The following is a 255-nucleotide window of genomic DNA, read 5'->3' as shown; positions in this document are numbered from 1 at the left end:
TATTGGCATCCCACTCCACGTAGTCAACACCCTGGCCATCTGCACCAAATACATCGTCAGAGCCATCGGTCAGCACATTGCCACTGACCACCAACATCCCATCCTCTGTCACGCCAACCGGGCCATCATTCACCGCCACCGGTACATCGTCGATGATCGCTATCGTCACGTTACCACTGGCACTACTACCTCCCACCCCGCTCACAGTTACCCCTACCACATCTGTCAGGTTGGTATCGTTCGCCGGCTTGGTGT

1 protein-coding gene is annotated in these 255 nt (G+C 56.1%); it reads right to left on the bottom strand.

Features of this window, described 5'->3' with window-relative positions; genetic code table 11:
- Positions 1-255 (bottom strand): hypothetical protein (locus BN4575_RS22275; RefSeq protein WP_176716483.1); only part of this gene is annotated, 255 nt, incomplete at both ends.

Source organism: Aeromonas sp. EERV15 (genome assembly GCF_900079845.1).
GTDB classification, from domain to species: Bacteria; Pseudomonadota; Gammaproteobacteria; order Enterobacterales; family Aeromonadaceae; genus Aeromonas; species Aeromonas sobria.
The sequence above is the reverse complement of the archived record's forward strand: the minus strand, read 5'-3'. Positions and strand labels throughout refer to the sequence as shown.